Annotated in this window: 22 protein-coding genes; 14 read left to right on the top strand and 8 right to left on the bottom strand. The window is 71.9% G+C overall.

Annotated elements, in window-relative coordinates:
• Window positions 1-128 precede the first annotated feature (128 nt).
• Genes DR046_RS10160 through fliF form a run of 5 tightly spaced genes read right to left on the bottom strand, consistent with a single transcriptional unit; the run spans window position 129 to window position 4037 of the window.
• Window positions 129-827 (bottom strand): hypothetical protein, encoded by a 699-nt coding sequence (locus tag DR046_RS10160; protein ID WP_115382266.1) that lies wholly within the window; start codon window positions 825-827, stop codon window positions 129-131.
• 13 nt (window positions 828-840) lie between these two features.
• The gene (fliP, locus tag DR046_RS10155) at window positions 841-1551 is read right to left on the bottom strand and encodes a flagellar type III secretion system pore protein FliP (protein WP_115382265.1); all 711 of its coding nucleotides are present in this window, start codon (window positions 1549-1551) and stop codon (window positions 841-843) included.
• Window positions 1548-1811: a FliM/FliN family flagellar motor switch protein gene (locus DR046_RS10150; RefSeq protein WP_115382264.1), complete on the bottom strand. Its 264-nt coding sequence runs from the start codon at window positions 1809-1811 to the stop codon at window positions 1548-1550. Before DR046_RS10150 ends, fliP begins: the two co-directional genes overlap by 4 nt.
• Window positions 1804-2394, bottom strand: a complete 591-nt coding sequence (locus DR046_RS10145; RefSeq protein ID WP_115382263.1) for a hypothetical protein — start codon at window positions 2392-2394, stop codon at window positions 1804-1806. The genes DR046_RS10150 and DR046_RS10145 overlap by 8 nt, the downstream gene beginning before the upstream one ends.
• Window positions 2391-4037, bottom strand: a complete 1647-nt coding sequence (gene fliF / locus DR046_RS10140; protein ID WP_115382262.1) for a flagellar basal-body MS-ring/collar protein FliF — start codon at window positions 4035-4037, stop codon at window positions 2391-2393. The genes DR046_RS10145 and fliF overlap by 4 nt, the downstream gene beginning before the upstream one ends.
• Window positions 4038-4158: 121 nt before the next feature.
• On the opposite strand from fliF, the gene DR046_RS10135 reads away from it, so the two are divergent.
• The 9 genes from DR046_RS10135 to DR046_RS10095 all read left to right on the top strand — a co-directional run bounded on the left by DR046_RS10135 (window position 4159) and on the right by DR046_RS10095 (window position 12600).
• Window positions 4159-4650 carry a flagellar basal body-associated FliL family protein gene (locus DR046_RS10135; protein WP_115382261.1) on the top strand — a complete coding sequence of 164 codons (492 nt, stop codon included), beginning with the start codon at window positions 4159-4161 and terminating at the stop codon, window positions 4648-4650.
• The gene (locus DR046_RS10130) at window positions 4647-5042 is read left to right on the top strand and encodes a hypothetical protein (protein WP_115382260.1); all 396 of its coding nucleotides are present in this window, start codon (window positions 4647-4649) and stop codon (window positions 5040-5042) included. Before DR046_RS10135 ends, DR046_RS10130 begins: the two co-directional genes overlap by 4 nt.
• Complete coding sequence (locus DR046_RS10125) at window positions 5039-5620, top strand: MotE family protein (RefSeq protein ID WP_115382259.1); 582 nt, start codon at window positions 5039-5041, stop codon at window positions 5618-5620. Before DR046_RS10130 ends, DR046_RS10125 begins: the two co-directional genes overlap by 4 nt.
• Window positions 5617-6480, top strand: coding sequence for a flagellar motor stator protein MotA (gene motA / locus DR046_RS10120; protein ID WP_115382258.1), 864 nt, complete (start codon window positions 5617-5619; stop codon window positions 6478-6480). The genes DR046_RS10125 and motA overlap by 4 nt, the downstream gene beginning before the upstream one ends.
• Entirely contained in the window at window positions 6477-8240 is a 1764-nt protein-coding gene (locus DR046_RS10115; RefSeq protein ID WP_115382257.1) for a hypothetical protein, read from the top strand. Before motA ends, DR046_RS10115 begins: the two co-directional genes overlap by 4 nt.
• Before the next feature lie 148 nt (window positions 8241-8388).
• Window positions 8389-10446, top strand: a complete 2058-nt coding sequence (locus DR046_RS10110; protein ID WP_115382256.1) for a flagellar biosynthesis protein FlhA — start codon at window positions 8389-8391, stop codon at window positions 10444-10446.
• Window positions 10443-11198, top strand: coding sequence for a flagellar biosynthetic protein FliR (locus tag DR046_RS10105; RefSeq protein ID WP_115382255.1), 756 nt, complete (start codon window positions 10443-10445; stop codon window positions 11196-11198). The genes DR046_RS10110 and DR046_RS10105 overlap by 4 nt, the downstream gene beginning before the upstream one ends.
• Complete coding sequence (locus tag DR046_RS10100) at window positions 11195-12277, top strand: EscU/YscU/HrcU family type III secretion system export apparatus switch protein (protein WP_115382254.1); 1083 nt, start codon at window positions 11195-11197, stop codon at window positions 12275-12277. The genes DR046_RS10105 and DR046_RS10100 overlap by 4 nt, the downstream gene beginning before the upstream one ends.
• Entirely contained in the window at window positions 12274-12600 is a 327-nt protein-coding gene (locus DR046_RS10095; protein WP_115382253.1) for a hypothetical protein, read from the top strand. The genes DR046_RS10100 and DR046_RS10095 overlap by 4 nt, the downstream gene beginning before the upstream one ends.
• Before the next feature lie 10 nt (window positions 12601-12610).
• On the opposite strand, the gene gshB is transcribed toward DR046_RS10095, so the two are convergent.
• From gshB to rsmI, 3 genes are all read right to left on the bottom strand, one after another.
• Window positions 12611-13564, bottom strand: coding sequence for a glutathione synthase (gene gshB / locus DR046_RS10090; protein WP_115382252.1), 954 nt, complete (start codon window positions 13562-13564; stop codon window positions 12611-12613).
• A gap of 98 nt (window positions 13565-13662) precedes the next feature.
• The gene (locus DR046_RS10085) at window positions 13663-14034 is read right to left on the bottom strand and encodes a YraN family protein (protein WP_115382251.1); all 372 of its coding nucleotides are present in this window, start codon (window positions 14032-14034) and stop codon (window positions 13663-13665) included.
• On the bottom strand, window positions 14031-14885 hold the full coding sequence (gene rsmI, locus DR046_RS10080; RefSeq protein WP_115382250.1) for a 16S rRNA (cytidine(1402)-2'-O)-methyltransferase: 855 nt from the start codon (window positions 14883-14885) through the stop codon (window positions 14031-14033). The genes DR046_RS10085 and rsmI overlap by 4 nt, the downstream gene beginning before the upstream one ends.
• 108 nt (window positions 14886-14993) lie before the next feature.
• Between rsmI and DR046_RS10075 the strand changes: the two genes are divergently transcribed.
• The 5 genes from DR046_RS10075 (at window position 14994) to DR046_RS10055 (ending at window position 22472) form a co-directional block, all read left to right on the top strand.
• The gene (locus DR046_RS10075) at window positions 14994-16190 is read left to right on the top strand and encodes a penicillin-binding protein activator (protein ID WP_115382249.1); all 1197 of its coding nucleotides are present in this window, start codon (window positions 14994-14996) and stop codon (window positions 16188-16190) included.
• A 16-nt stretch (window positions 16191-16206) separates the two neighbouring features.
• Window positions 16207-18981 (top strand): [protein-PII] uridylyltransferase, encoded by a 2775-nt coding sequence (locus tag DR046_RS10070; RefSeq protein WP_115382248.1) that lies wholly within the window; start codon window positions 16207-16209, stop codon window positions 18979-18981.
• Window positions 18982-19303: 322 nt separating this feature from the next.
• Entirely contained in the window at window positions 19304-20866 is a 1563-nt protein-coding gene (gene murJ, locus DR046_RS10065; RefSeq protein WP_115382247.1) for a murein biosynthesis integral membrane protein MurJ, read from the top strand.
• 66 nt (window positions 20867-20932) lie between these two features.
• Window positions 20933-21175 carry a DUF4170 domain-containing protein gene (locus DR046_RS10060; protein ID WP_115382246.1) on the top strand — a complete coding sequence of 81 codons (243 nt, stop codon included), beginning with the start codon at window positions 20933-20935 and terminating at the stop codon, window positions 21173-21175.
• A gap of 4 nt (window positions 21176-21179) precedes the next feature.
• On the top strand, window positions 21180-22472 hold the full coding sequence (locus DR046_RS10055) for a 3-deoxy-D-manno-octulosonic acid transferase (protein ID WP_115382245.1): 1293 nt from the start codon (window positions 21180-21182) through the stop codon (window positions 22470-22472).
• The last annotated feature ends 83 nt before the right edge of the window (window positions 22473-22555 follow it).

Genomic DNA, 22555 nt, shown 5'->3' with positions numbered 1-22555 from the left:
AGTTGCGATTTTTCCGGCCGCTGAACGCCAAGGGAGTCTACGGTGGCGCTCCTGCGGGAGTTGCCTGCCCACGCTCGGCGGCCGACCCGCCGTCGGATCGGCGGACGGGCGGGACAGCACCGTAGCGATCAGCCTCGCGCCTCCATCATTCGCAACATCCGGTGCACGGCCCGGGCCTGGCCCCGGGGCAGCGCGCGCAGCGCGACCGCCTGGTCCAGCGGGGGGCGCCCCCTCAGGGTGAGGGCCAGAATGGCGGGATGTTCCGTCTCGCCGAGCTCGATCCCCTGCAGCGCCAGCTTCCGCACCTGGCCGAGCGGCAGGATCGCGGGCGGCGCGGTCCGACGGGTCCGGCGGTCGGGGATCGCGAAACTCGTCGGCAGGTCAGATGGCGCCGGCGCCTGTTCCGCGCGCATCTGGGCCCCACGGCTCCGGACGGCGGAAGTCTCCGGCGATTGCGACCGCTCTGGTGGGATCCAACCCGCCCGGTCGGTCGCCACGCGCAGATCGTCCGGGGGCATCGACGGCCCGGCCGGCGGCGGAGGCGTCGCGGGCGCCTCGGCCTCGGCCACGAGCGGCGCCGACCGGCTGAAGAGCTTGCGGCGGCGCTCGGGCATCGGCTGAGGGACGGAAGGCGTGGCCGGGGGCATTCTGGCCGGCGCCCGCCCCTCCACCTGCGCGATGAGGTCCCGCGCGAGCAGGCGCATCTGTTCCTCGGGCACGCGCCCGCCGGCGGGCCCGCCCTCCCCCAGCATCGACAGGAGCGCGCGCGCCGCCTCTCGCGGAGAGGCCCGCTCCGGCACGGGCGCTTTCGGTTTAGGCTTCAGCATGGGCAGGGTCTCCTCAGACATAGGATCTCACGAGCGCGCTCGCGACCAGCGTCCAGCCGTCGACGACCACGAAGAAGGCGAGCTTGAAGGGCAGCGAGACGATGGCGGGCGGCACCATCATCATCCCCATCGACATCAGGACCGCAGCGGCCACCATGTCGATGATGAGGAAGGGCATGAAGACAAGAAAGCCGATCTGGAAGGCGCGGCTGATCTCGGACAGCAGGAAGGACGGCACCAGCACCGCGAGGCTGTCGGCCTCGGCCGCCGGGCGCAGGGCGCGCAGATGCTCCAGCGTCTCGGGATCGACCCGCGCCGCCATGAAGCCTCGGAACGGATCGATCGTCGCCGCGAAGCCCGCCTCGGGCGAAAGCTCGCCGCGGGACAGGGGCTGCAGCCCGTCGGTCCAGGCCGCCGCGAAGACAGGCTCCATGACGAAATAGGTCAGGAACATCGCCAGGCTGACGATCAGCATGTTCGGCGGCGAGGCCTGGAGTCCGATCGCCTGCCTCAGGATCGACAGGACCGTGACGATGAAGGGAAAGCAGGTGACGGTGATCGCGATGCCGGGCGCGAGGCTCAGCACCGTGATCAGCGCGATCATCTGCATCGCCCGCAGCGACAGCGAGCCCTCGTCGCCGAAGACGGCCTGCAGGTCCTGCGCCGTTGCCGCGCCGGGCAGGGTCGCGGCCGCCAGCAGCAGCCAGAGAGGCCATCGCCTCATGTGCCGCCATCCGGGTCCGCAACCTCGGTCAGGCGCACGGCGAGGCGGCCCTCCTCGCCCTCGACCTCCTGCAGGTGGCCGCGCGCGATGAGCCTGTCGCCGGCATAGAGTTCGACCGGGTCGTCGACCCCCCGGTCGAGCGGCAGGACGGCGTCGCGCTTCAATGTGAGCAGTTCGGCGACGGTGGGATGGGCGCGCCCGACCGAGATCGTGATCTCGACCGGAACGCGGGAGAGGGCCTTGGTGGCGGCGTCAGTCATCGTCTTGCTCCGGGGTGAGGGTGGCGAGGAAGCTTTCCAGCGCGTCGTCCAGCGCGGTCAGTACGGCCTCGAGGTCGATGCGCCGTTCCTCCCCTTCCCAGCGGATCAGCGCCTGGGAGACGGCGAGCGCGGGCTCGCCGCGAACCTGGACGCGGTCGGGCGCGATGTCGGTGCGGGCCAGCAGGCGGGTCAGGCGCGGCGCCTCCTCGGGCGCGACCTGAATGGCGAAGCGGCCCGCGTCGTCCGATGCGAGTGTCCCGATCTCTTCCAGCAGGACGCCGAGGAAGCCGCGTTCGACGGCGCGGGGCAGCAGCTTGTCGAAGATCTCGTGCAGCAGCGGCTCCAGCGCGCCGATGGCGGCCTGCGTCGCCTCGCGCTGGTCGCGCTCCAGCTCGCCCAGCCGTTCCCCGAGGCGCTCGCCGATGCGGCCCTGCTCGGTGTCGACCTGGGCCATCGCGTCGTCCCAGCCGGCATTGTAGGCGGTGTCGTAGTCGTGATCGGCGGCCGGGGCCGGAGCGGGGGCGGGTTTGGCCGCGGGCGCCGCGGCGGGGCGGCGGCCGAAATCCTCGAGCGACAGCGTCATCTGCGCACATCCTCGGGCGTTTCCTCCATCCAGCCGCGCAGGACCTCGATCGTCTCCTCCCGGCGTTCGGAGATGAGCGCCCTCAGCCGTTCGACCGGGTCGTCCTCCTCCGGGGCGGCGTCGTCGCTCCCGGAGAAGTCGGGCAGCGCGTCGAGCCGGGAAAGGTCGGGCAGCCCGCCTTCGGACAGCGGATCGGCCGTCGCCATGTCGGGGAACTTCGCGCTCATCGGGTCGGGAAGGTCCAGCGGGTCGGGCGGCAGCGCGTCGGGCGCGTCCGCGGGCGCAGGCAGGGCCTCGGGCATCAGCAGGCCGCGGATCGTCGGCCGCACGAGGAAGGCCAGCACGCCCAGCGCCACCAGCGCCAGCAACGCCGCCATCCCGAGCCGCGTCGCGTCGCCCCCCGTCAGCCAGGGCAGCGAGAGCGCGGGCGCGGTCTCGACCTCCGGGGGCAGGTCGAACTCCATCGAGTGCACGGTGACGACGTCGCCCCGTTCCTCCCGAAAGCCGACCGCGGATTGCACCAGCTCGCGCAGCGTCTCCAGTTCCTCGGGCGGCCGCGGCGCCCAGGCCACGGTGCCGTCGGCGCCGGGCTCGCGCAGGCCGTCGACCATGACGGCCACGGTGATCCTCTCGACGCTGCCCGGCGCGCGCTCGATCTGGCGTTCGGTGGCCGAGAAGTCGTAGTTGACCCGCTCCCGCGTCTCGGCATTCTGGGCTTGGCTCTCGCCCCCGCCCGCGGCGTCGCCATCGGGCAGGTTCGAGGCTACCGTGACGCCCGCGCCGCCGCCCGTCTCGCTCGAGCTCCGTTCCTCGGTGTCGGTGGACAGGACCACGCGGCTTTCGGGATCGAGCCGCCGCTCGGTGATGACCTCGCGATCCTCGCGCGTCTCGACGGCCAGCTCGACGACGTAGCGGCCGTCGCCGACGCGGGCCATCAGCAGGTTCTCGACCGCGGCCCGCATCTCGGCGGCGCGGTCGTCGCGGGCGGCGCGCTCCGCGCTCTGGGCGTCGCCGCTGACGACGCGGCCGGTGCCCGAATCGATGACGGTGACGGCGTCGGGCTCCAGGTTGGGAACGGCGCCGGCGACCAGAGACTGGACCGAGCGGGCCAGCACCGCGCCGACCGCGCCCGAGCGCATCTGCATCGTCACCGAGGCCGACGCCTCCCGCTCGCGCGAGAAGGGCGAGGCGTCGGCGGTGGCGACGTGGACGCGCGCGGCGCGCACGCCGTCGGCGGCGAGGACGGTGCGCGTCAGCTCTCCCTCGCGGGCGCGCCAGTAGGCGGCGTCGAACATCTGGCTGGTGGTGCCGAAGCCGGACAGCTCGTCCAGCAGCTCGTAGCCCGTGCCGTCCGACCGCGGCAGCCCCTCGCCGGCGAGCTGCAGGCGCAGCGCGTCGCGCTCGGGCGCGGTGACGTAGATGGCGTCGCCCCGGACCTCGTGCTCGACGCCCCGCGCCTCCAGCGCGGCGACGACCTCGCCGGCCGCCGCAGGGTCGAGCCGGGCGAACAGCAGGTCCATCCCGGGCGCGGTCACCATCCGCGTCAGCATCAGGACGGAGACGAAGGTCACGACGGAGGCGACGACGAGCACGGCGACCTTGCGCAGGTCGCGCCCCTGCCAATAGGCGACGAAATTCTCCAATCCTCATCCTCCTGGACGCGAGCGCCGTTCTGGGCCCAGGGGGAGGAATTCCAGATTCCCGTTAAGAATCGGTTAGCCGCCGGTCGGTTAGGAGGGGACCCGGAGCAGAAGGGGTGCCCGAATGGCCGACAACGCGGCGGACGGCGAAGAAGGCAAGGAAAAGAAGGGCGGTCTCGGTCTTCTGGGCTGGGGCGCGGCGGTGATTCTCGCGCTCGCTCTGGGCGGGGGCGGCTTCTACGCGACCTATTCCGGCCTTCTCGGCGGCGCGGCGCCCGCCCCGGCCGATCTCGCGGCCGACATGGTGCCCGCCGTCCCCACCTTCCTGGAGCTCGACCCGCTGATGATCACCGTCGGCGGCGAGGGGTCGCTCCGCCAGTTGCGCTTCCGCGCCTTCCTGCAGCTGTCCGATCCCGCGGGGGCGGCGCAGGTCGCCGCGCTGCAGCCGCGGATCCTCGACATCTTCGCGACCTATCTGCGGGCGCTCGGCCTCGAGACGCTGGAAAACCCCGCGGCCCTGCTGCGCATCCGGGCGCAGCTTCTGCGCCGGCTGCAGCTTCTGGCCGGGCCGGACGCGGTCTCCGACCTTCTGATTGTGGACTTCGTGATCGCATGACCATCCTGACGCTCCTCTCCGATCTGCTCCTGCTCGTCGCGACGGGCGGCCTGGCGGCCTGGTGTCTCGTGCTGTCGCGGCGGCTGCGCGCCTTCGACGAGGCCGACAGCGGTGTCGGAAGTTCCGTCGCGGCCCTCTCCGAAGAGATCGCGGCGCTGAAATCCGCCGTGGCGGAGGTCCATGCCGAGACCGACGCGAAGGCCGCGGCGCTCGCCGCCCAGATCGAGAAGGCCGACGACCGGATCGGCCGGCTGGAACTGCTGCTCGCGGGGCTGGAGGACATGGAGGCCGATCTCGAGGACCGGCTCGATGCCCCGCCGCCCGCGCCCGAGGACGTCGTCCCCACCTTCCGCGCCTCGCGCGCGCCTTCCGACCGGAGCCTTGCCAGATGACCCAGATCTTCGCGCGCTCGCGGCGCCTCCTCGTCGCGACGATCCTGACCGTGCTCGCGCTGTCGGCGCTGGCGCGGATCGTCTCCGCCAGCATCGCGACGGCCGAGACCGACCCGCCCCCGCCGGAGCCGTCGGCCGCAGCACTGCTCTGCCCGCCCTCGTCAGAGGTCTCGGACCTGCTGCGCGCCATCGCCGTCCGCGACGCCGAGCTGGAGGAGAGGGAGCGCGCCGTCGCCCTGCGCGAGCAGGACATGCGTGTCGCCCGGCAGGAGATCCGCGCCTCGCTCGACGAGATGACCGCGGCGCGCAGCGCGCTGGAGGCGCGGATGTTCGTCTCCGACCGCGCCTCGCAGGAGGACGTGACCCGCCTCGTCTCGGTCTACGAGGGGATGAAGCCGAAGGACGCCGCGCTCCTCTTCGAGACGATGGACGCGGATTTCGCGGCGGGATTCCTCGCGCAGATGCAGCCAGAGGCGGCCTCGGCGATCTTCTCGAACCTCACGCCCGAGAAGGCCTACGCGCTCAGCGTCTGGATCGCGGGCCGCAACGCCAACGCCGCACAGGAGGTCGCGGAATGATCGGGATCGTCGGCATCCTCTGCGTCGTCGTCCTCGTCTTCGGAGGCTACATGGCGGCGGGCGGCAAGATGGCGATCATATTCAAGGCGCTGCCCTACGAGATGACGATGATCGGGGGGGCCGCCGTCGGCGCCTTCCTGCTGGCCAACAGCATGTCCGAGGTCAAGCACGTGCTCGGCTCCATCGGCCGGGTGTTCAAGGGCCCGCGCTGGACGCCGGACGACTATCGCGACCTGCTCTGCCTGCTCTACCAGCTGATGCGCCTCGGCCGTCAGAACCCCGTCGCCCTGGAGGAGCATATCGAGAACCCGGAAAGCTCGGACATCTTCGCGGATTACCCGCGCGTCCTGGCCGACAGGGAGGCCGTGGCGATGATCTGCGACACCCTCCGCGCGGCGTCGATGAACTACGACGACCCCCACCAGGTCGAGGAGGTGCTGGCCAGCCGGCTGGAGGAGAACCTCCACCACGAGAAGCACCCGAGCCATGCGCTCCAGACCGTGGCCGACAGCCTGCCTGCGCTGGGCATCGTCGCCGCCGTGCTCGGCGTCATCAAGACGATGGGCAGCATCGACCAGCCGCCCGAGGTGCTGGGCGGCCTGATCGGCGGCGCGCTGGTGGGCACCTTTCTGGGCGTCTTCCTGGCCTATGGATTCGTCGGCCCGATGTCGGTGCGGCTCAACAACATCGCCGAGCAGGACGGCCATTTCTACGCCCTGATCCGGGAGGTTCTGGTCGCGAACCTCCACAACCACGCGACCAACATCTGCATCGAGGTCGGCCGGCAGAACACGCCCACGCATTTCCGCCCCAGCTATTCCGATCTCGAGCAGGCGCTCAAGGACCGGAAGGCGGCATGAGCCTTCGCCTGGCAGCCGCGCTCGCCTTCTGCGCCGTCTGCACCGGGTCATTCGCGGCGGCGCAGACGGTGCCGATCCGCTCGGGCGAGCATGCGGCGTTCACGCGCCTCGTCTTTCCGGCGCGCGCCGGGCTGGGCTGGTCGGTGGCGCGACCCGCGCCAGACCGCGTCACGCTGACCTTCGAGGACCCCGGGCTGGCGCTCGGCACCGAGACGGTCTTCGACCGCATCCCCCGGTCCAGGCTGGCCGGGATCGCGGCGGAGGGGCCGCGCCTGACGCTCGACCTTGCCTGCGACTGCGAGGTCGAGGTCTCGCAGATCGGGTCGGGCCATATCGTCATGGACATTGCGCCCGCCCCCGAAGTCGCCGCCGCGCCTCCCGCCCCGGTGACCGCCCCGCCGCTCCGCCTGCCGCTGCGCCTGCCGCCGACATCGGCGCTGTTCGCCGGTTTCGACCCGCCCGCCTCCGGCCGCGATGCAGCGCCACGGGCGGCCGCGCCAAGTCCCGTGCGCGCCGACCGCGCCATCCCCGCGCGGGCGGCCCAGATCTCGATCCGGACGATGGGGCGCACGCCCTTCCTCCCGGGCGCGCAGGTGCCCGAGCCGGAGGAGGTCATCCGTCTCGCCTGCCCCGAGGAGTCGCTGGCCGCCGACCTCTTCCGCCAGGACCCGGCCGCGGCGCTGGACCGGATCCCGGCTCTGCGCGCGGAACTGGTGGACGGCGCCGACCGCCCGGTCGCCGCGGCCTACCGCGCCCTAGCCGAAGCCTATCTCGCCAGCGGGCTCGGCGCCGAGGCGGCCCAGGTGTTGCGCCTGTCGCCCGCCCCGCCCGACCCGGTCCTGATCGGGCTGGCGGAGGCGCTGGACGGATCCCCGGACTTCGCCGGGACGGGTGCCCCCTTCGACCCGGCCTGCGGCCCGGCGACGGCGGTCCTCGCGCTGCTCACCGGCGTGACGCCGGAGGCCTGGGGCAGTGTGGACACGCGCGCGATCGGCCCCTTCGTCGACACGCTGCCGAAGGCCGCGAGGGACGACCTCCTGCCCCGGCTGCGCCCCGCGCTCCTGCGCCTGGGACAGCCGGAGCTGCTGTCGCTCGACCCAGCCCCGCGCGACGCTCCGGCGCAACCCGCGTCCGTCGCGGCGGGAACCGACAGGTCGGCGGTGGCCGCCACCATCGCGGCGCTGACGGACCCCGACGCCCCTGCGTCGCAAGACATCCTGGCCAACGGCCTCGCCCTCCGCGACTCGGTCCCCGAGGGCCCCCTGCGCGAAGAACTCGACCGGGCCCTGGCCGTCGCGCTCGTCCTCTCCGGGCACCTGACCGAGGCCGTTCGCGTGATCGACGGCCGCCCCGACCTCGCGGCCGAGGTCCTTGTCCGGGCGGCCAGGATCCTGCCCGCCGAAGAACTCGCCGTCGCCGCCATCCGCCTGCGTCCGGCCTTGGCCGAGGGCGGCCCCGGCGCCGCGCTTGCGGTCGAGACGCTGCGGCAGTTCGGACTCGACACGCTCGCCGGAGGATTCGGCGCACGGCTCGCCCCGCCCGCCCCTGCCTTCGAGACCGCGCCGGACGACGACCCTTGGATCGCGCGCGACATCTCGCGGCTCGACCCCGAGACGCCGCGCGGCCGCCTCGCCGCGCGGCGCCAGGCCCGCAACGGCGACGGGCCCCCCGCGGACGATTTCGCGCGCGCCGCCTCGGTGATCGAAGACAGCGCCCGGCTCTCCGAGGCCATCCTGTCGCTGATCGACGCGCCCGGCTGACACCGGCGCCGCGAAGGGAAGACCGCGATCGGGAACGCGACCCTCCGGCGCTAGCCGACCCGGCGCCCGGCGCCATAACCCCCCGTTAACCCCCTTGAGATAGCCCGGTCCTGCGGGCCGCAGCGCCGGCCGTCCAGAAGGGACCCAGATGCGTTCGTTGTTTCGACCCACCATCCTGCTGGCCCTCGCCCTGATGGCAGTCATCCTGATGATGATCCTGCCGATGCCGTCCTGGGTGCTGGACCTCGGGCTCGCCCTGTCCTTCGCGCTGGCGATCCTGATCTTCACGACCACCCTCTTCATCGAGCGGCCGCTCGACTTCTCCTCCTTCCCGACAATCCTGCTGGCCTCGCTGATGCTGCGGCTGTCGCTCAACGTGTCCTCGACCAAGCTGATCATCGGCGAGGGGCATACCGGCACCGACGCGGCGGGCCATGTGATCGAGGGCTTCGCCAACTTCGTAATGAACGGCTCGATCGCGATGGGCCTCGTCGTCTTCGGCGTGTTGCTGATCGTGAACTTCATGGTCATCACCAAGGGCGCGACCCGCATGGCCGAGGTCGGCGCGCGATTCGCGCTCGACGGGATGCCGGGCAAGCAGCTCGCCATCGACAGCGACGTCGCCGCCGGCGCCATCGACCATGAGGAGGCCAAGCACCGCCGCGAGACCGAGCTGGCCGAGACGACCTTTTTCGGCTCGCTCGACGGGGCGTCCAAGTTCGTCAAGGGCGACGCCGTGGCGGGGCTGCTGATCACGCTGCTCAACCTCGTGGTCGGGCTGTCGGCGGGGATGCTGATCCACGACATGCCGTTGGGTCGCGCGTTCGAGACCTATGCCATCCTCACCGTCGGCGACGGGCTGGTCAGCCAGATCCCGGCGGTGATCATCTCGATCGCCTCGGGCCTGCTGCTGGCGCGCGGCGGCGGGTCCGGCGCCATCGACACGGCGATCGTGGCGCAGGTCTTCCGCCATCCCGCCGCGCTGGCCGCCGTGGCGCTGATCATGTCGGTCTTCGCCTTCGTGCCGGGCCTGCCCTTCGTGCCCTTCATGCTGGGCGCCACCGGTCTTGCGGCGGCCACGGTCTGGCGCATCCGCGCCCTGCGCCCCGCGCCCGAGATCCGCGACGACCGGCCGCTGCCGCCCCCCGAGAAGGAGATTGGCGACGTGCTCGACCTCGACGAGATCCGGGTCGAGTTTGCGCTCGACCTCGTCGACCTCGCGCTCGACCCCTCGAACGGGCTGGAGCGGCGGATCAGCGGGCTGCGCAACCACATCGCCGAGCGATACGGCATCATCCTGCCCGAGATCCGAATGACCGACGAGGCGGGGCTGCCGTCGGGCACCTATGTCATCCGCATCCACGGGGTCGAGATGGCCCGCGACCGGCTGGAGCGGGGGCATGTCCTGATGCTGACCGGCGGCGCCCCGCCCCCCGCCCTGCCCGGCCGCGACGTGAAGGAGCCGGTCTACGGCGCCCCCGCGCGCTGGATTTCCGCAGACCGCTCCAACGCGATGGCGGGCGAGACCATCGTCACCCCGACCGAGGTGCTGGCCACCCACCTGCTGGAGGTGATCAAGGCGAACTTCCCCCGGCTTCTCGGCCTGAAGGAGCTGCAGCGCCTGCTCGACGCCTATTCCCGCGTCTCGGCGAAGGACAAGGCCGTGGCCAACCGCCGCCTGCTGGAGGATCTGGTCCCCGGCAAGGTCAGCCATGACACCCTTCTCGCCGTGCTGCGCCACCTGCTGGCGGAGCGGGTGTCGGTCCGCAACCTGCCCGTCATCCTGGAGACCATCGCCGCCCGCCGCGACAAGGACCCGACGCCCGAGGACACGGCCGAGCATGTCCGCCACCGCCTCGCCGACCAGATCACCGCCGAGCTCAGGCGCCCCGATGGCACCGTTCCTCTGCTGCAGCTGGCCCCCGGCTGGGAAGAGGCCTTCGCCCGCCACCAGATCGACGGCCCCGGCGCCGGCCGCGACGTGGCCCTGCCGCCGGAGCTGTTCCAGCGGCTCGCCGCCAACATGGCCGAGGGCATCGGCCGCGCGGCCGAGCAGGGCACCTCGCCCGCCATCGTCACCACCGCCCGCCGCCGCCGTTTCGTCCAGGCGGTGCTGCAGACGCGCGGCCTGCCGAACCCCGTGATCTCCTACGAGGAGATCGGGTCGGTCGCCGTGCCCTCGATCGTCGGCTCGGTCGCCGCATGACCGAGGCGCTGCTCATCCTGCACGACCTGGCGATGCCCCATGTCCTGGCCTTCCTCGCCGTCTTCCTGCGCGTCGGCGCGATGATCCTGCTGCTGCCCGGCTTCGGCGACCGGCTGATCCCGACCCAGGTCCGCCTCGCGACCGGCTTCGCGCTCGCCGTCGGGGCGACGCCGGCGGTCCCGCCGCCGGGGCCCATCGATGCCGCGATGGTCGCCACCGAGGGCGCCATCGGCCTGGCCTTTGGCGCGGTCCTGCGCTTCACCGCGCAGGCGCTCCTGATGGCGGGGACGATGGCGGCGCAGCTGACCTCGCTCGCCCAGCTCTTCGGCAGCGTGGAGCCGTCCTCGGCCATCGGGAACCTGCTCAACATGGCCGGGCTCTGCCTGCTCATGGCGGCGGGCCTGCCTGTCTGGCTGGTCGAGACGATCGTGCGCAGCTACGAGGTGCTGCCGATGGGCGCCGTCATGCCCGGACCCGATGTCGCGCTCTGGGGCGTGTCGCGGCTGGCGCATGGCTTCGCGCTGGCCTTCGGGCTCGCCGCGCCCTTCGCGCTGCTCGCGATCCTCTACAACCTCGCGATGGGCGTCATCAACCGGGCCATGCCGCAGCTGATGGTGGCGCTGGTGGGCGCGCCCGCGATCACCGGGGCGGCGGGCGTCCTGCTGCTGCTCGCCGCGCCCGTCATCCTGCTGGCCTGGAAGGCGGCGGTGTTCGCCGTCCTGGCCGACCCGATCCGGGGCGCCCTCCCGTGAGCGGGAAGGACGACGGCGCCGAACGCAGCCACGAGCCGACGCCGCAGAAGCTGCAGGAGGCGCGCAGGAAGGGCGAGATCGTCCGGTCGCAGGACGTCATGGTCGCCGCCGCCTATCTCGGCGCGCTGCTGACGCTGACGCTGGTCGCGGGCGGGGTGGCGCGGGACCTGCTCGATCTCGGCGGGGCGCTGCTGGAAGGGGCCGACCGACTCTCGCGCCCGTTGGCCGACGAAGGCCCCGGGATCTCCGGCACGGTCCTTGCCGAGGCGCTGCGGCTCTGCACGCTGCTCGTCGCGCCCGCCGCGGCGCTGGTGCTGACCGCGATCGTGGCGCAGCGCGCCTTCGTCGTCGCGCCCTCGAAGCTGGAGCCGAAGCTCTCGCGGATCAGCCCGATCGCGAACGCCAGGAACAAGTTCGGCCCCAGCGGCCTGTTCGAGTTCGCCAAGTCAGCCGTCAAGATGACCGTCTATGGCGGTCTCCTGGTCTGGTTCCTGACCCGGCACGCCGACGAGATCATCGCCGCCGCCGCGCTCGACCCGCGCAAGGTTGCGGGGCTCGTCCCCGCCCTGACCGGAGAGTTCCTGATCGCCGTCATGCTGGTCGCCGCGGCCATCGCGGCCATCGACTACGCCTGGCAGGCGCAGTCGCATGTCGCAAGAAACCGCATGACCCGGCAGGAGGTGCTCGACGAGATGAAGCAATCCGAGGGCGACCCTCATCTCAAGTCCCGTCGGCAGGAACGCGCCCGCGAGCTGGCCACGAACAGGATGCTCCGGGACGTGCCCGAGGCGACCGTCGTCGTCGTCAACCCGACCCATTACGCGGTGGCGCTGAAATGGTCGCCGACCGATCCGACGCCCCCGGTCTGCGTGGCCAAGGGCGTGGACGAGATCGCCGCCCGCATCCGCGAGGTCGCAAGCGCCAACGGCGTGCCGATCCACCGCGACCCGCCCACGGCACGCGCGCTCCATGCCGGGGTCGAGATCGGCGCGCCGATCGACCGCGAGCACTTCGCCGCCGTCGCCACCGCGATCCGCTTCGCACAGGAGATGCGGGACAAGGCCGGGGGCCGGACGTGACCGACCCGCGGCTCGCCCGCCTGGCGCAGCTCGCGGCGCTGCGCAGCCTGCGCTCCGCCGCGCGGCTTGCCCCCGCCCGGGCGCAGGCCGATGCGCTGCGCGGACATGTGGCGGCCCTGCGCGAGGCGCCGCGGGGCGAGGTGGCGGACATCACGCAGGCGATGGTGCAGGACAGCCACGACCGGTGGCGCGCCGAAGAGATGCGCCGCCTGTCGATGCGCCTCGCCCTCGCCGAGGCGAAGGCCCAGCCCCTGCGCGAGGCCCATGCCCGCGACCGCGCCCGCGAGGCCGTGCTGGAGAAGCTGCAGGGCCGACGCCGCTGAGCGGCGCGGACTAGCCCCGCCGCTTCTCGATCGCCTCCCAGATCATCGCGCTCGCGTTGGTGCCGTCGAAGCGCTCCAGCTCCTGCAGGCCGGTGGGCGAGGTGACGTTGATCTCGGTCAGGTAGTCGCCGATCACGTCGATGCCGACGAAGATCTGCCCCCGCTCGGCCAGCCGCGGCCCGATCCGGGCGCAGATCTCCCGGTCGCGGTCGCTGAGCCCGATCGGCTCCGGCCGACCGCCGACATGCATGTTGGACCGGGTCTCGCCCTCGGCCGGGACGCGGTTGATCGCGCCGACCGGCTCCCCGTCGACCAGGATCACGCGCTTGTCGCCCTTGGCCACGTCCGGCAGGAACTTCTGCATGATCAACGGCTCGCGGTTGATGGCCGAGAACATCTCGTGCAGCGAGTTGAGGTTGCGATCCTCGGGCGTCAGCCGGAACACGCCGGCGCCCCCGTTGCCGAAGAGCGGCTTCAGGATCACGTCGCCATGGCGCCGCCGGAAGTCCTTGAGCGTCTGCAGGTCGCGCGAGACCAGCGTCGGCGGCGTCAGGTCCGGAAAGTCGAGGACCATCAGCTTCTCGGGCCAGTTGCGCACCCAGGTCGGGTCGTTGACGACCAGCACGCCGGGCGACAGCCGGTCCAGCAGGTGGGTCGTGGTGATGTAGCTCATGTCGAAGGGCGGGTCCTGGCGCAGCCAGATCACGTCGAACTCGCTCAGGTCGACCTCCCGCCGCTCGCCGAAGGTGACGTGGTTCCCCGTCTCGCGCCGAAGCTCCATGTCGCGCCCGCGGGCGAGGATGCGGCCCTCGACATAGGCGATCCGGTCGGGCGTGTAGGTAAACAGAGAATGCCCCCGCGCCTGCGCCTCGAGCGCGAGGCGGAAGGAGCTGTCGGCCTCGATGTTCACGCCCTCGATGGGGTCCATCTGGAAGGCGACCTTCAGCGGGGTCGGTGCGGGCATGGGAACCTCCGGGCGGGCAATGCGGTCCCCGCAGCAGATGCCCGAAGCCCCGGCCCGGGGCAATGTGCGTCGATGCAGGGGACCCCGCGGCGGCCCGCTCAGGCGGCCAGCGCGTTCTCGATCACCTCGATCCGGCCCGTCGCGTCGACGAGCGCCACGTCGAACCGCACCTCGGACAGCTGGCCGTCCGGCAGGGTGCCCATGTATTCGCCCGCGCAGTCGAACAGCCGACGCATCTGCCGCGGCCCCAGCCGCTCGGCCGCCTGCGCATGGCTCGCGCTGCGCTTGACCTCGACGAAGACGGTTCGGGGGCCGTCGCGGAGGATGACGTCGATCTCCCCGCCGGAGCCGCGCCAGCGCCGCGCCGCGACCTCGTGGCCCGCCTTCACGTAATGTCGGGCGACCTGGTCCTCGGCGGCGAGGCCGGAATGGTAGGCCGTGGCCCCGCGGGCCGCGCGCATCCGCCTCATGATCCGTCCCTCACCCGCAACGCAACCTCGTAGACCACGTTACGCCCGACACCGGTCCTCGCGGAAACATCTTTTACAGCGGATTTTAGCGACATCGTCTCCATCGCCTCCGCCAGCAGCGCCTCCAGCGCCGCTTCGTCGGCCGGGGCGGGCGCGGCGCGGTCGATCAGCACCACGATCTCGCCCTTGGGAACCTCCTCGGCGAAGCGCGCGGCGAGCTCGGGCAGCGTGCCCTCGACAACCTCCTCGAAGCGCTTCGTCAGCTCGCGGCAGACCGCGGCGCGGCGCGAACCGTAGCGCTCGGCCGCCTCGGCCAGCAGCGCGCCGAGCCGGCGCGGCGACTCGTAGAGGACCAGCGTGCCCGGCGCCGCCTCCAGCTCCGCCAGCGCGGCCCGGCGCGCGGCGGCCTTCGGCGGCAGGAAGCCCGCGAAGGTGAAGCGGTCGGTCGGCAGCCCGCCGACGCAGAGCGCCGCGAGCACCGCCGAGGCCCCCGGCGCCGCGCGCACCGCGATCCCCTCGGCGCGGGCCGCCGCGCCCAGTTGAAAGCCCGGATCGGCGATCAGCGGTGTCCCCGCCTCGGAGGCATAGGCCACCGACCGCCCCTCGCGCAAAGCCGCCAGCAGCCTGGGCCGGGCCTCGGCGCCGTTATGGTCGTGATAGGGGATGAGCGGACGGTCGCCGAGCGCCACGCCATGGATCTCCATCAGGCGGCGCAGCGACCGGGTGTCCTCGGCGGCCAGCACATCCGCCCCGCGCAGCAGGTCCAGCGCGCGCAGCGTGATGTCGCGCGCCGCTCCGATCGGCACGGCGACGAGGTGCAGCCCCGGCTCGATCGCCCCTCCGTCGCCCATGATCCGCCCCTTCCGCGTTCCGCCGTTTACTCTGCCCGCCCCCGGGCCTAGTTTTGCCCGCGACTGCCGCGCGACTGCACGCGCGGCTCAAGCCCGGGGGTCGATCCCATGACAAGCCTGACAACTCATTCCCTCTGGACGCGAGGCGTCTCACTGTTGCGCCGGGCGCGCAAGGCCGTCCTTCTGGTGGCCATGACGGCGGCACTGGCCGCCTGTCAGGTCGCCTCGCCCGGCGGAGGCGGCGGCGGCGCGGGGGTGCGCGGCGAGGGACCGACCCGGGTCGCCCTGCTGGTGCCCTACGGCTCGGCGCGGGCCACCGACGCCACCGTCGCGCGCAGTCTCGAGAACGCGGCGCGGCTGGCGGCGGCCGATCTCGGCGGTGCGGTCGCGGTCGAGGTCTATCCGACCCAGGGGACCGTCGGCGGTGCGCAGGCGGCGACGCAGCAGGCCCTCGCGGCGGGCGCGCAGGTGATCCTCGGCCCGCTCTACGGCGACAACGCAGCGGCGGTGGGCGTCGCGGCGGCGGCCTCGAACGTTCCGGTGCTGAGCTTCTCGAACAACACGACCGTCGCGGGCGGCAATGTCTGGGTCCTCGGCAACACCTACGAGAACGTGGCCCAGCGCCTGCTGACATTCGCCGCGGCCCAGGGGCGCAACCGCGTCCTGGTGACCCACAACAACGAGCAGGCGGGCCAGGTCGCGGCCCAGTCCATCGCCCGCGCGGCGCCGGGCACGGGCGCGCAGATCACCGGCAACGTGTCCTACCAGCTCAGCCAGGCGGGGATCACCGCCGCCGTGCCGACCATCGCGCAGCAGGCGCGCTCGACCAACTCCAACGCCATCTTCCTGACCGGCGACACGGCGGGGGACCTGCCGGTCATCGCCCAGCTTCTGACCGAGGCAGGGATCGGCGGCGAGCAGTTCCGCTATCTCGGCCTCACCCGCTGGGACATCCCGGCCGAGGCGCGGTCGCTGCCGGGCCTGCAGGGCGGCTACTTCACCCTGCCCGACCCCGGCCCGCAGCAGCAGTTCGAAGCCCGCTACCGCGGCGCCTACGGGTCCGAGCCGCATCCGCTGGCGGGCCTTGCCTATGACGGGATGGCTGCGATCGGTGCGATCTCGCGCCGCGGCAATGTGGTCGGGCGCAGCACGCTCACCGCGCCCTCTGGCTTCGCGGGCACGGGCGGGGTATTCCGGCTTCTGCCCGACGGCTCGATCCAGCGCGGGCTGGCCGTCGCTCAGATCGTGAACCGTCAAGTCCAGGTGGTGTCCCCTGCCCCGAACCGCTTCGGCCCCGGCTCCTGAAGCCCCGGCCTTTCCGATCCGGCCCTGCGCCGGAACCTCGGCCAAGCCCGGCGCCGCCGCCCTGATCGCGGCGCCGGACGCCATCTTCGACGCCGAGGCCGTGCTGCCCGCCCTCTCCGAGGCGGTGCGCGCGGCCCCCGACGCCAAGGCCGCGCGCCGCGCCGCCGTCGGGATCCTGCGCGACGCCCGCAGGCATGGGCGCGACGTCATCGCGACCGGCTTCGCCCAGGACCCGACCCGCGCGCGCCGCATCACCCACAGCTACGCCTACCTGACCGACCGGCTGGTCCAGGCGGTCTGGCACATCGCCACCACCCATCTGCATCCCTGCCCCAACCCGACCGAGGGGGAACGCGTCGCGGTGCTGGGCGTCGGCGGCTACGGCCGCGGCGAGATGGCGCCCCATTCCGACGTCGACCTGCTGTTCCTGACCCCCTGGAAGGTCACCCCCTGGGTCGAGAGCGTGGTCGAGTCGATGCTCTACATCCTCTGGGACCTGAAGCTGAAGGTCGGCCACGCGACCCGCACCGTGAAGGAATGCGTCCGCCTCGCGGGCGAGGACATCACCATCCGCACCGCCCTGCTGGAGCAGCGGCCGATCTGCGGCGACGCCGCGTTGGCACAACACCTCCACGACACGCTCTGGGACCAGCTCTTCTCGGGCACGGTGCCGCAGTTCATCGAGGCCAAGCTGGCCGAACGGGCGGAGCGTCACCGCAAGCAGGGCGGCCAGCGCTACATGCTGGAGCCCAACGTGAAGGAGGCCAAGGGCGGGCTGCGCGACCTTCAGACGCTCTACTGGATCGCCAAATACCGCTACGGCGTGTCCGAGACCAAGGACCTCGTCAGCCTCGGCGTCTTCGCCTCGGACGAGTTCGCCGCCTTCGAGGCCGCCGAGCGCTTCCTGTGGTGCGTACGCTGCCACCTGCACCTGATCGCGGGCCGGGCCGCCGACATGCTGACCTTCGACATGCAGGTCGAGGTCGCCGCCCGCATGGGATATTCCGACAGCGCCGGGCGCCGCGCGGTCGAGCATTTCATGCAGGCCTATTTCCGCCACGCCACCGTCGTCGGAGAGCTGACGCGCATCCTCCTGACCGCGCTGGAGGCCGACAACACCAAGCAGGTCCCGGCCCTGCTGGGCTTCTTCAAGCGCCGCCGCAAGGTCAAGCCGCCCTACCGGGAACGTCAGGGCCGGCTCGACATCGAGGACGAGGCGGCGTTCCTCTCCGACAAGCTCAACATCCTGCGCATCTTCGAGGAGGCGCTGCGCACCGGCCTGCTGCTGCACCCGCAGGCGATGCGGCTGCTCTCGGCGAACAGGCATCTGATCGACCGCGGCATGCGCGAGAACCCCGAGGCGGGGCGGCTGTTCCTGAACCTGCTTCTCAAGCACGGCAATCCCGAACGGGCGCTGCGGCGGATGAACGAGCTCGGGATCCTCTCGGCCTTCATCCCCGAATTCGCACCGATCGTCGCGATGATGCAGTTCAACATGTATCACAGCTACACGGTCGACGAGCACACGATCCAGGTGATCTCGAACCTCTCGCAGATCGAGCGCGGGGAACTGGTCGAGAACCTGCCGCTCTCGTCCGAGATCCTGCGGAACGGCGTCAATCGCCGCGTGCTCTACGTGGCGATGCTGCTCCACGACATCGGCAAGGGCCGGCCCGAGGATCATTCGATCCTAGGCGCGCGCATCGCCCGCTCGGTCGCGCCGCGGCTGGGGCTGAAGCCCAAGGAATGCGAGACGGTGGAATGGCTGGTGCGCCATCACCTGCTGATGTCCGACATGTCCCAGAAGCGCGACATCTCGGACCCGCGCACGATCCGCGACTTCGCCAAGGCGGTGAAGACGCGCGAGCGGCTCGACATGCTGACCGTGCTGACGGTCTGCGACATCCGCGGCGTGGGGCCTTCCGTCTGGAACAACTGGAAGGCGCAGATGCTGCGCGCGCTGCACCGCGCCACGGCCTCGGCGCTGGAGAACGGGCTGGAGGACGTCAACCGCGAGACCCGCGAGGCCCGCGCCAAGCAACTCTTCCGCGAGGCGATGGACTGGCCCGAGGCGGAGCTGCGTGCCGAGATCGGCCGCCATTACGGCCCCTACTGGCAGGGCATCCCGACCGCCGCGCAGGTCCGCTTTGCGCATCTGCTCAAGGACCTGCCCGACGGCGAGGTCCGGGTCGAGCTGGAAGCCGACGAGGACCGCGACGCCACCCGCGCGCTGATGGCCTGCCAGGACCATCCCGGCGTCTTCTCGCGCCTCGCGGGGGCGGTATCGCTGGTCGGCGCCAACATCGTGGACGCGCGCAGCTACACCTCCAAGGACGGCTACGCGGTGACGGTCTACTGGCTGCAGGACACCGAGGGCCATCCCTACGAGGCATCGCGCCTGCCGCGCCTGCGCTCGATGATCGAGCGCACGCTGCGCGGCGAGGTCGTCACCCGCCTCGCGCTGGAGGGGCGCGAGATCAAGAAGCGCGAGCGCAAGTTCCAGGTCGCCACGAATATCAGCTTCGACAACGAAGGCTCGGACATCTACACCCTGATCGAGGTCGATACCCGCGACCGCCCCGGCCTGCTCTACGACCTGACCCAGGCGCTGGCGGGGGCCAACATCCAGATCAGCCAGGCGGTGGTGGCGACCTACGGGGCGCAGGTCGTGGACGTGTTCTACGTCAAGGACATCTTCGGTCTGAAGCTCTGGTCCAAGTCCAAACAGGACTCGCTCGAGAAGAAGCTGCGGGTGGCCATCGACAGGGCTGCGGAGCGGGCGGGGGCTTGAACGCCGGGTTCGGGGCCGAACCGGACCTTCGTGGCGTCCCGGGATCTCCGTCCTGCCGGGGCATCGGATCCCGGACCCGGCGGACCCTGGACAGGCTGGGGCGAACGGCAGCGGACCTGGCCAGTCGACGGCGCATCGCACCGCGCGAACAGGACCGCACCCTCGATCTTCGGCCCGCACTCCTTGGCGCGATTTTTAGGTATGACCCGGACCGGACCCCCGTCAGACGCAGGTCAGACGGAAGATCAAACCCCTCGAACATCCCGGTTCCGCCCCTCTCGCAACCCCTTTACACGGGCGCCATGACAGTCGCGGGCACCCCATGATCAAAGGCTTCCTCACCGTCGGCAGCTGGACCCTCCTGTCCCGCGTCCTCGGCTTCGTCCGCGACATCCTGATCGCGCGATTCCTCGGCACGGGCGCGGCGGCAGAGGCATTTTTCGTCGCGTTTTCATTACCCAACATGTTCCGACGCTTCTTCGCCGAGGGCGCGTTCAACATGGCTTTCGTCCCCCTCTACGCCAAGAAGCTGGAGGATCCGGACGAGGACGCCGACGCCTTCGCGCGCGACGCGGTGGCGATGATGGTCGTTGTCCTGACCGCCTTCACCGTGCTCGGCATCGTCTTCATGCCCGCCCTCGTCCTCGCCATGGCCTCGGGCTTCGTCGAAGACGCCCGCTTCACCCTCGCCGTCACCTACGGCCGCATCGCCTTCCCCTACATCCTGCTGATTTCGCTGGGCGCTCTGGTCTGCGGCGTGCTCAACGCGAATGGCCGATTCCTCGCCGCCGCCGCCGCGCCCGCGCTGCTCAACATCGCGTTCATCGTGGCCTTGACTCTGGTCGCGCTCAACCCGAGTCTGATCCCCCTCGCCACACCCGTGCCCGAGCTGATCTATGGCGAGGCCCTGATCTGGACCGTGCCCTTCGGCGGCGCGCTGCAGCTGGGCCTCGTGCTCTGGGCCGCGCATCGGGCGGGCCACCGGCTGATCCCCCGGCGCCTGCCGCGGATCACGCCGGAGCTGAAGCGCCTCGCCGTCATCGCCGCCCCCGCCGCCCTGGCGGGCGGGGTGGTGCAGGTCAACATGCTGGTCGGGCGGCAGGTGGCCAGCTATTTCGACGGGGCCGTCGCCTGGCTCAGCTATGCCGACCGGCTCTACCAGCTGCCGCTCGGCGTGGTCGGCATCGCCATCGGCGTGGTGCTGCTGCCGGACCTGTCGCGCCGCGTCCGCAGCGGCGACACCCAGGGCCAGCGCAACGCCTATTCCCGCGCGGCCGAGTTCTCGCTGCTGCTGACGGTTCCATCGGCGGTCGCGCTGCTCGTGGTGCCGGGCACGCTGGTCTCGGTCCTCTTCGAGCGCGGCGCCTTCGACGCCGACGATACGGCGCACACCGCCCTCGCGCTGATGATCTACGCGCTGGGCCTGCCGGCCTTCGTGCTCCAGAAGGTGCTGCAGCCGCTGTTCTTCGCGCGCGAGGACACGCGCACGCCGCTGCGCTACGCGCTCGTGTCGCTGGTCGTGAACGCGGGGGTGGCCATCGGCCTCGCCCCGTTCATCGGCTTCGCCGCCGCCGCGCTGGGCACGACGCTGGCGGCCTGGGCGATGGTGCTGCTGCTCTGGCTCGGCGTGCGCGGGATGGGCGAGGTGGCGCGGCTCGACGACCGCGCGCGCCGCCGGGCGGGGCGGATCGTGATGGCCTCGCTCGCCATGGGGGTCGTGGTCTGGGCGGCGAACGTGGCGCTCGCCCCGCTCTTCAGCGTGGGGTTGAGCGGCGTGGCGCTGCTGATCCTGGTCGCGACCGGCGCCGTCGCCTATTTCGCCATCGGGCAGGGGATCGGCGCGCTGCGCCTGGCCGAGCTGCGCGGCGCCCTGCGCCGCGGCTGACCGGCCCGCTTCCCCCGCCGCGCCGCAACCGCTACACGGCCCCCGAACGACCCAGAGGAGGCCCCCATGGTCCAACGTCTGCATCTCGTCTTCGGCGGTGAGCTGGTCAATCCGAGCTCCACCCAGTTCGCCGATCCGACCAAGATCGACATCGTCGGCATGTTCCCCGACTACCAGTCCGCCTATGCCGCCTGGAAATCCGCGGCGCAGCGCACCGTCGACGACGCCCATGCGCGCTACTTCATCGCCCATATCCACCGCCTGCGCGACGAGGAGACGCCCAGCTCTCCCACCGAGGAGCTGGGCTGACCCCATGCCCCGCCGCCACTCCCTGGTGCTGGGCGCCTATCTCGCCTGGTCCGAACGGGCGGAGGGCTACGGCATGCGCAAGCTGCGCCAGCGTCAGGCGGCGGGAAAGGAGGACCCGGCCCGCATCGGCGAGCGTCGGGGGATCGCCTCGCTCGACCGTCCCGACGGCCCGCTGGTCTGGTTCCATGCCGCCAGCGTTGGCGAGAGCGTGTCGCTGCTCGAGATGATCCGCCGCATGGGGGAGGAACGCACCGACCTGTCCTTCCTCATCACCTCGGGCACGGTGACCAGCGCCGAGGTGCTGGCCGGGCGCATGCCGCCGCGCTCGCTGCACCAGTATGTCCCGCTCGACGTGCGGCCCTGGATGCGGCGTTTCCTCGACCACTGGCGCCCCGACCTGGCCGTGCTGGCCGAGGGCGAGATCTGGCCCGCCCTGCTCCACGAATCGGCCAAGCGCGGGCTGCCGGTCGCGATGGTCAACGCCCGCATGACCGACCGCGCCCATCGCAAGTGGCGCCGCTTCGCGCGCGGCGCCGCGCGGGCGCTGCTGCACCGGATCGAGCATGTCCAGGCCCAGGACCGGGCGACCGCCGACCGGCTGCTCGATCTCGGCCTGCCGCCCGAGCGGCTGGAGGTGACGGGCACGCTGAAGGAGGGCTCCAAGGCCCTGCCCCATGACGAACGCGAGCGCGTCGCGCTGGCGGCGGCGCTTCAGGGCCGACCCTGCTGGCTGGCCGCCTCGACCCATGAGGGCGAGGAGGCCGGCGCCGCCGAGGCTCACGCCCAGGCGCGGCGCGCCTGGCAGAAGCTGCTGCTGGTCATCGCTCCGCGCCACCCGGACCGCGCGACCGAGATCGTGGATGGTCTGCGGCTCGAGGGCTGGCGCGTCGCCCGCCGCTCCGAGGGCGAGGCGATCGAGGCGGATACCGAGATCTACGTCGCCGACACGATGGGCGAGATGGGGCTGTGGTACCGGCTCTGCCCCGTCAGCTTCATGGGCGGATCGCTGGTGCCGGTCGGCGGCCACAACCCGTTCGAGCCCGCCGCGCTGGGCAGCGCCATCCTGCACGGGCCCCACGTCCACAACTTCGCCGACATCTTCGCCCGGCTGGGCGAGGCCGGCGCGGCGCGCGAAGTGCAGGACTGGGACGATCTGGGCACCACGCTCGCCCGCGTGCTGGAGCCGGACGAGGCCGCGCGCATGGCCCATGCCGCCTGGGAGGTCTGTTCGGCCGGCGGCGACGTGACCGAGGCGGCGATGGACCTGCTCTTCGCGATGCTCGACGGGGTCGACTGATGCGCCGGGCGGCCCTGCGCTTCGCGTCGCCCTGCGAAGGTCCCGGCGGGGCCGCCACGGGTCGCGCGCATCGGACGGCGGGC

It is taken from the genome of Jannaschia formosa (assembly GCF_003340555.1).
GTDB classification, from domain to species: Bacteria; Pseudomonadota; Alphaproteobacteria; order Rhodobacterales; family Rhodobacteraceae; genus Jannaschia; species Jannaschia formosa.
Note: the sequence above shows the minus strand (reverse complement) of the source record. Positions and strands in the feature narration are given on the sequence as shown.